Here is a 7044-nt window from a genome sequence, read left to right as displayed (position 1 = left end):
CTTGAGGACAGCGCCCGCAGGGCGCTTCGGGGGTGCAGGGGGCGGAGCCCCCGCCACCGCGCGGAGCGCGGGCCCGGCGCACGGCCCGCGCCCCGCCCCGCGCAGCGGGTTACGAAGGGGCGCAGCCCCTGCGGAAACGGTGAAATGGGGGTCCCCCCTCTGGGGGAGGGACCGGGGCACCCTCCCAACCCACCCCCCCCGTCACGCCCCCACGCGGACGGTGCTCAGCGAACCGTCCATACCCAGCACCACCCCGACAACCTTCCCCTTCGCATCCTTGGCCAACGCCGGCGTGAACCGATGCGCCACACCCCCCGCCTGCCAAGGCCCCACCCGCCCCGAGCCCTTCGAGACGCGTACCCGCCCCCGGTCGTCCCGCGCGGCGACGACGACCGTGCGGCCGTCCTGGGCCAGGGCCACCCGCCCGTACCCGCCGATCGGCGCGCACTCGGACGTCACCCGCCACTTCCCGTTCTCCGGACGGTCGGCCACGATCACCCGCGCCGTGCCGGGCTGGCGCATCGCGAGCCGGACGCCCCCGCCGGAGAGCGGGGCGAGCGACAGCGGGCCGCTCGCGGTGGGCAGCCGGGTCGCCCCGGCCGGCTGGGGCGGCTCGCCGTCGGACTCGGAGACCCAGTGGTGCACGGTCTTCGTGTCGGCGGCGACCACGTGGAGGCGGCCCTTGGCGTCGAGGACGGCGTCCATCCCGTCCAGCGCGCTGACCGGCTCGTTCTCGACGGACAGCCGCTCCCAGTCCGTCCAGTCCCGGCCGTCCTCGCCGGTGCGGAACAGCAGGTTGCCCGCCCAGTCGCGGACGAAGACGTACACCTTGCCGTCCTTGTCGGCGACGGCCAGCGGGTGGCCGACCTCCATGGACCGCTCCGGGTCGGCCTCGGGGGAACCGATGGACTCCCAGTCGCCGAAGGCGGGGGTGCCGCCGCGGGGCGTCCGGCCGGTCTGCCGGGCGGTGACGACGTCCCGGCGGTGCTCCCTGCCCCGCTCCGGCAGCTGGGTGCGCACGGAGAAGAGCTGGAGCGTGCCGTCGGAGTGCCGCAGGACCTGCACCTGGCCCTCCAGCATCGAGGGCGTCGAGCCGCCGACACGCACCGGACGCGACCAGGTGCCGCTGCCCGGCCGGGTCTCCGTCCAGCAGTGCGCGGAGCCGTCGAGGAGGGCGAAGGCCGCGAGCCGTCCGTCGGGCAGCGGCTGCACCCAGCGCTGGGTGCCCGGCGCCCGGTGGCGGCAGTTGTTCGACCAGCGGACGTCCTTGGAGCGCTTGCCGACCTTGCGGTCGCCGCAGCCCGCCGCGTCGCCGCAGTCCTTGCCCTCGGCCCAGCCGTAGGTGTCGAGGATCTTCACCTTGTGCCGGGTCGTGGCCGCGTCGAGGTTCGACGGCAGGAGGGAGACCTCGTAGCCGATGTAGCTCTCGACCGCCGTGGGACGGGCGTGTCTGCGGCCCCAGTACTCGGCGAGCGCGGCCTGGGCGAAGTAGGCGGAGGTGGTGTGATCCTGGTGGTCATAATGGGATATACCGTGCAATTCGGGCGCGACGCCGGGGAATTGCTGCTGGACGGCCCGGTGCGTGGGATTGGGGTCCAGCGTGCGCACGACCGTGGGCCGGTAGCGCTCGAAGACGGCCACCAGCGAGTCGATGACCTGCTGCCGGCTGTACTGGAAGGTGCGCTTGACCGGGCTGTGGGCCGGGACGAGCGTGGTCAGCCGCGGCGTCACCCCCAGCCACAGCCCGCGCAGGCTCTCCTTGCGCGGGACGCGGATGAACCGGGCCTCCACCAGCTCCATGAAGATCAGCTGGACCTGCGGCGCCGCCTTCAGGGTCTGCAGCTCGACCTGGAGGCCGGGCAGCAGGGTCAGCGTCTCCACCCTCCACGGGCTCAGCCAGTCGCCCGTCGCCATCTGGGCCGTCGCCTCGCGCAGGCCGTTGATCCGCGCGCGGACGAACTCCGGCCGCCGCTCGGGGAGTTTGGGGTAGCCGGGGGTGTTGGCGAGCGCGTTGCGGCCGTCCGACTCGCCGCCGGTCAGGCAGATCGTGACGGTCGGGGCGCCGCTGCGGATGGACTGCTCCAGCTCCGGGTTCATGAAGTACAGCGAGTCGTCCGGGTGCGCGATGACGTGCACGAACGACTGGTTCGTCACCGCCTTGGCGGGCCGTGCCGGGAACTCCTGTCCATGGCCGCCGCCGGCCGCCCCCGGAGCCAGCCACTGCCAGGCCCCGACCGTGCCGGTCCCCGCGACCAGGCCCGCGCACGCGACCTGCAGGACCCGACGGCGTGGAAGTTGCGATATTCGCCCCGGCACAGGGGTCTCCCATCTCCCGCGCCCGAAGCGCGGTAGAGCAAACGCGGACATGCTGGACAAAGCCGATTCAACCCCCCTTAGTTGACCGTAAGATCTTACGACTCACGACGCGCGGTATTCCCTCGGTCATGTAACAGCCGTGCCTCGGCGAGACGTAGATTGCGATGCGATCGGGCAACGCGAGGCTCAACGGTGCTCGTGGGGCGCCTGCGAGGTCGTGGGGTCAGCGTGGGGCGCGGTCGTTGAGAATCCTCTGAAAGAGGTAGTGGTCCCGCCAGGCTCCGTCGATGTGCAGATAGCGCGGAGCGGTGCCGATCCGCTCGAAACCGCACTTCTCCAGCACGCGCCGGGACGCCGCGTTGGTCGTCACCGTCCCCGCCTCGATCCGGTGCAGCCCCAGCTCCTCCCCGGCCAGGTCGCACGCCGCCTCCACCGCGGCGGTGCCCAGCCCCCGGCCGGCGCGCGCGGCGGCCACCCAGTAGCCGAGCTGGGCGCTGTGGAAGGCGCCCCGCACCACGTTGTTGAGGTTCACGATGCCGGCGATCCCCTCGTCCCCCGCGTCGAGCACCCACGGCATCGCCCGCCCCGCGTCCCGCAGTTCGAGCAGCCCGGTGAGCCGGGCCGCCTGCCCCTCCGTGGTCTCGAAGCCGTCGGGGCGCCGGGGCTCCCAGGGCCGCAGGTGGTCGCGGTTGGCCGCGTACGCACAGGCCAGGGCGGCGGCGTCCGCGAGGGCCACGGGCCGGAGGACGACGCCGTGGGCGAGGGTGCGGGGTCGGGTGATCATCTTCGTAGCGTAGGACGGCCCGCGGGCCGCGGCGAAACGCGCGTCCGCCCGGACCACCCCCTACCCCGGTATGACCCCCTGTTCGGCACCACGGTGTGACGTTTCGCCATACACCGCGTTCCTACCTTCCTCCCCGTCACCGCACAGGACGAGGGAGAGACATCCATGCGCCGCTTCAAGCGCACGCTGGCCGCCGTCGCGCTCACGACGACCGTGGTCGCCGGTACGGCGGGGTGGGCCACCGCCCACCGGCAGACCGCCGTCACCGGCCCGCCGGCCGGTGCCGCCGCGTGGCGCGCGGACCACTCCCTGCACCGCGCCCTGCCCGACCCGGCCACCGCCGCCCCGGCCGAGGTCGCGCGCTTCTTCGCCGCCCTCCCCGAGGACGCGCGGCAGCGGCTGGCGGAGCGTCACCCGCTGGTCGTCGGCAACCTGGACGGGGTGCCGCCCGCCCTGCGGTACGAGGCCAACCGGCACGCGCTCGCCGCCGAGCGGGCCGCGCAGCGGGCCCGGGCCGCCGACGCGTCCCTGCCCCCGTACGAACGCGAGCGGGCGCGCGACCTCGCCGGCCGCTACGGCGAACTGCTCGCGCCGGGGCGGCAGATCCTCGCCTTCGATCCGCGCGGCCGCGGCCAGGTCGCCGAGGTGTACGGGGACCTCGCCGCCGCGCGGCGCACCGCCGTCGTCGTCCCGGGCTCCGACATCGACCTGTCCTCCTTCGACCGCGCCCACGACCCGTACGGCACCCCGTCCGGCATGGCGAAGTCGCTGCGCGCCGAGATGCGCCGGCAGGACCCCCGCACCCCCACCGCCGTCATCGCCTGGGCGGGCTACACCACCCCCGTCGGCGTCGGCCTCGACGCGGCCACCGACCGGCTGGCCCGGGCCGGGGCGCCCCGCCTCGACCGCCTCCTCGCCGGGCTCGCCGCCTCCGGCGCCGCCGAGCCCGCCGTCTTCTGCCACAGCTACGGCTCGGTCGTCTGCGGGCTGGCCGCGTCCGGGCTCCGCGCCCGTGACCTCGTCGTGCTGGGCAGCCCCGGCGTGCACGCCGGCTCGGCCGGGGAACTGGACACCGGGGCCCGGGTCTGGGCCACCCGCCGCAACGACGCGGACTGGATCGGCAACGTCCCCAACGTGGAGCTCTTCGGCCTGGGGCACGGCACCGACCCCACCTCGGCGGAGTTCGGCGCCCGCCCGGTGTCCTCCGCCGGCGCCCACGGCCACACCGGCTACTTCGCCCCCGGCACCGCCTCGCTGCGCGACTTCGCGCGCATCGCGCTCGGCGCGTACGCGGCCGTGCGGTGAGTGCGGCCAGGGCGTGTCCGGTGGGTCGGGGCGGGGTCTGCGGCGTCCGGTGGCGGGGGCACCTCCCGGCGGTAGCCGGGGCATCGCAAGGCGGAATATCGCCTACCGCCCGTACCGACCTGTCGGACACGCCTTCAGGGCTCGCGGGGCGGGGGAGTGGCGGCGAGGACGGCGCCGAGGAGGCCGGGGAAGCGGTGGTCGAGGTCCGCCCGGCGCAGGGCGACGGCCTTCGCCCGGCCCGCCCGGGACTCGCGGGTGATGCCCGCCTCGCGCAGGACCCGCCAGTGGTGGGCCGCCGTGGCCTTGGTCACCTCCAGCGGGAGGCTGCCGCAGGTGCGCCCGCCGGCGGAGGCGGCCGGCTCGCGGACGATGGACAGCCGGACGGGGTTGCCCAGCGCGGCCAGGACGTCCTCGACGAGGAGCTGGTCGCGAGGACCCGGACTTCCTCGCCCGCGTCCCCGCCGGGCGCTACGCCACCGTCGAGGGGGTCGGCAGGCTCGCGGCGTTCCTGGTCTCGGACGCCGCGGCCTGCATCAACGGCGAGAGCATCCGCATCGACGGGGGCGCGGGGCGCTCGCTCCGACGCGGTCGCGCCGATTGCCGGGAGTGCCGATCGCCGGGAGTGCCGATCGCCGGGAGTGCCGATCGCCGGGAGTGCCGATCGCCAAGAGTTCTTCGCGAAAACCTCTTTGCGAAGAACTCTTGGCGTTTTAGGGTGCCGCCATGGGACATGACGATGAACCGACAAGGCGGCCGCGGGGGTTGACTCCCGACCCCGCGACGGACGTGGTGCTGGACGCCCGGGGCCTTCGCGCCCTCGCCCACCCCGTCCGCGTCCAAGTGGTCGGCCTGCTGCGGACGTACGGGCCCTCGACCGCCACCCGGCTCGCCGAACGCATCGGCGTGGGCTCCGGGGTGACCAGCTATCACCTGCGGCAGCTCGCCGCGGCGGGCTTCGTCGCGGAGGACACCGCGCGGGGCAACGCACGGGAACGCTGGTGGCGCGCGGCGCACGAGGCCACCTGGTTCGACGACAAGGAGCTCGCCGACGCGGAGCCCGAGGCCACCGCCGCGTACCGGGCATCCGTGGCGAGCCTGCACGCCCTGCGCACCCAACTCGCCCTCGGGCAGGCGCCGTCGATGCCCAAGGAGTGGCGCGACCGCCTGGAGATGAGCGACTGGCGGCTCCGTCTGACCCCCGAGGAGGCCGGGAGCCTCGCGCGTGAACTGCGGGCGGTCATGGCGCGCTACTGGCGGGCGGACGCCGAGGGCGCGCCCGAGGGGGCCGAACCGGTGCAGGTCGTCATGCACCTGCTGCCCGAGCCCGGACCCACCCCGGGGGCGGGGGAGTCGTGACCCTCACGGACACCCGCCGGGAAGCGCCGCCGCGCACCCTGCGCCCGCTGGCCGCGGTGCTCTCCTCGCTGGCCGTCGCCCTGACCGCCACCCGCGTCTCGGCCATCGCCCTGCCGTGGTTCGTCCTGGTCACCACCGGGAGCGCCACCCTCACCGGGCTGGTCGCCTTCTGCGAGATGGCCCCGTACGTCCTGGTCAAGGCGCTGACCGGGCCGCTCGTGGACCGCGTCGGGCCGCGCGCCGTCTGCTGGACCGCCGACGTGCTGAGCGCGGCCGCCGCGGGACTCATACCGCTGTTCCACACCCTGGGGCTGCTGCACTTCTGGCTGCTGCCGCCGCTCGTCGCCGTCATCGGCGCGGTGCGCGGCCCGGGCGACCTGGCGCGCGACGTCATGGTCCCCGAGGCCGCCGAGCGCGGCCGCGTCCCCCTGGAGCGCGCCACCGGCCTCGCCGGTGTCATCGAGCAGCTCGCCGCGACGGTGGGCCCCGCGGCGGGCGGCGCCCTCGTGGCGGCCGTCGGCCCGCTGACGGCGCTGGTCGCCAACGCGGCCTGTTTCGCGCTGGGTTCGCTGCTGATCGTGCTGCTGCCGCCGCGCGGGACGGGGCGCCCGGCGGCGGCCGCGCCCCCGGAGCCGGGCTACTGGCGCCGCCTCGGCGAGGGGTTCGCCTTCCTGCGCGGGGACCCGCTCCTGCTGACGATCACGGTCGTGGTCGGCGCCGGCAACTTCCTCCAGGCGGGGTTCTCCCAGGTCCTCGTCCCCGTCTGGGCGCGGGAATCGGGCGCGGGCCCGGCGGCCATCGGCCTGGTCAACGCCGTCTTCGGCGGCATGGCGGTCTGCTCCGGCATTCTCGCGGCCGCCATCGCCCACCGGCTGCGCCGCCGCCCGGTCTTCTTCGCCGGCTATCTCCTCGCCGAGATGCCCCGCTTCCTGATCCTCGCCGTGGACGCGCCGCTGTGGCTGGTGGCCGTGGTCTTCGCGGTGGGCGGCTGCGGCTCGGGCTTCCTCAACCCGATCCTGGGTGCGATCTCCTTCGAGCGGGTGCCTCGCGAAATGCTGGGCCGGGTACGGGCGTTGAGCGGCGCCCTGGCGTGGGCGGGGATCCCCTTCGGAGGGCTGGTCGCGGGATCGGTGGTGGGTGTGGCCGGCCTCGGGGCGACGCTGGCCGGGGCGGGGGCGGCGCACGGGACGCTGGTGGGCGTGGGCGGGATGCGGAAGGAATGGGCGGAGATGGAGCGCGGCCGGCGGCCGGTGCGCTGAGCCGCCTCCGACGGCCGGACAAGG

6 protein-coding genes and 1 pseudogene are annotated in these 7044 nt (G+C 75.2%); 4 read left to right on the top strand and 3 right to left on the bottom strand.

The annotated features are described in order from the left end of the window. Positions 1 to 201 precede the first annotated feature (201 nt). Together I5Q34_RS27225 and I5Q34_RS27220 are read right to left on the bottom strand one after the other, a co-directional pair. On the bottom strand, positions 202 to 2316 hold the full coding sequence (locus I5Q34_RS27225) for a PIG-L family deacetylase (protein ID WP_199895087.1): 2115 nt from the start codon (positions 2314 to 2316) through the stop codon (positions 202 to 204). Positions 2317 to 2539: 223 nt separating this feature from the next. Next, positions 2540 to 3100, bottom strand: coding sequence for a GNAT family N-acetyltransferase (locus I5Q34_RS27220; RefSeq protein WP_199895086.1), 561 nt, complete (start codon positions 3098 to 3100; stop codon positions 2540 to 2542). Positions 3101 to 3265: 165 nt separating this feature from the next. Here I5Q34_RS27220 and I5Q34_RS27215 point away from each other — a divergent pair, with 165 nt between their 5' ends. Next, positions 3266 to 4405 carry an alpha/beta hydrolase gene (locus I5Q34_RS27215; protein WP_199895085.1) on the top strand — a complete coding sequence of 380 codons (1140 nt, stop codon included), beginning with the start codon at positions 3266 to 3268 and terminating at the stop codon, positions 4403 to 4405. 134 nt (positions 4406 to 4539) lie between these two features. Here I5Q34_RS27215 and I5Q34_RS27210 read toward each other — a convergent pair whose 3' ends face one another. After that, positions 4540 to 4800, bottom strand: coding sequence for a helix-turn-helix domain-containing protein (locus I5Q34_RS27210; protein ID WP_347343482.1), 261 nt, complete (start codon positions 4798 to 4800; stop codon positions 4540 to 4542). 59 nt (positions 4801 to 4859) lie between these two features. Between I5Q34_RS27210 and I5Q34_RS36160 the strand changes: the two are divergent. The 3 genes and pseudogenes from I5Q34_RS36160 to I5Q34_RS27195 all read left to right on the top strand — a co-directional run. Next, positions 4860 to 5171 (top strand): annotated as a pseudogene (locus I5Q34_RS36160) (SDR family oxidoreductase); the annotation flags it as partial. Then, complete coding sequence (locus I5Q34_RS27200; protein WP_199895084.1) at positions 5129 to 5761, top strand: helix-turn-helix transcriptional regulator; 633 nt, start codon at positions 5129 to 5131, stop codon at positions 5759 to 5761. The pseudogene I5Q34_RS36160 and the gene I5Q34_RS27200, both read left to right, overlap by 43 nt. Continuing rightward, positions 5758 to 7020 carry an MFS transporter gene (locus I5Q34_RS27195; protein WP_199895083.1) on the top strand — a complete coding sequence of 421 codons (1263 nt, stop codon included), beginning with the start codon at positions 5758 to 5760 and terminating at the stop codon, positions 7018 to 7020. The genes I5Q34_RS27200 and I5Q34_RS27195 overlap by 4 nt, the downstream gene beginning before the upstream one ends. Positions 7021 to 7044: the final 24 nt, after the last annotated feature.

This window comes from Streptomyces sp. AV19 (genome assembly GCF_015999245.1).
Taxonomy (GTDB): Bacteria; Actinomycetota; Actinomycetes; order Streptomycetales; family Streptomycetaceae; genus Streptomyces.
The sequence above is the reverse complement of the archived record's forward strand: the minus strand, read 5'-3'. Positions and strand labels throughout refer to the sequence as shown.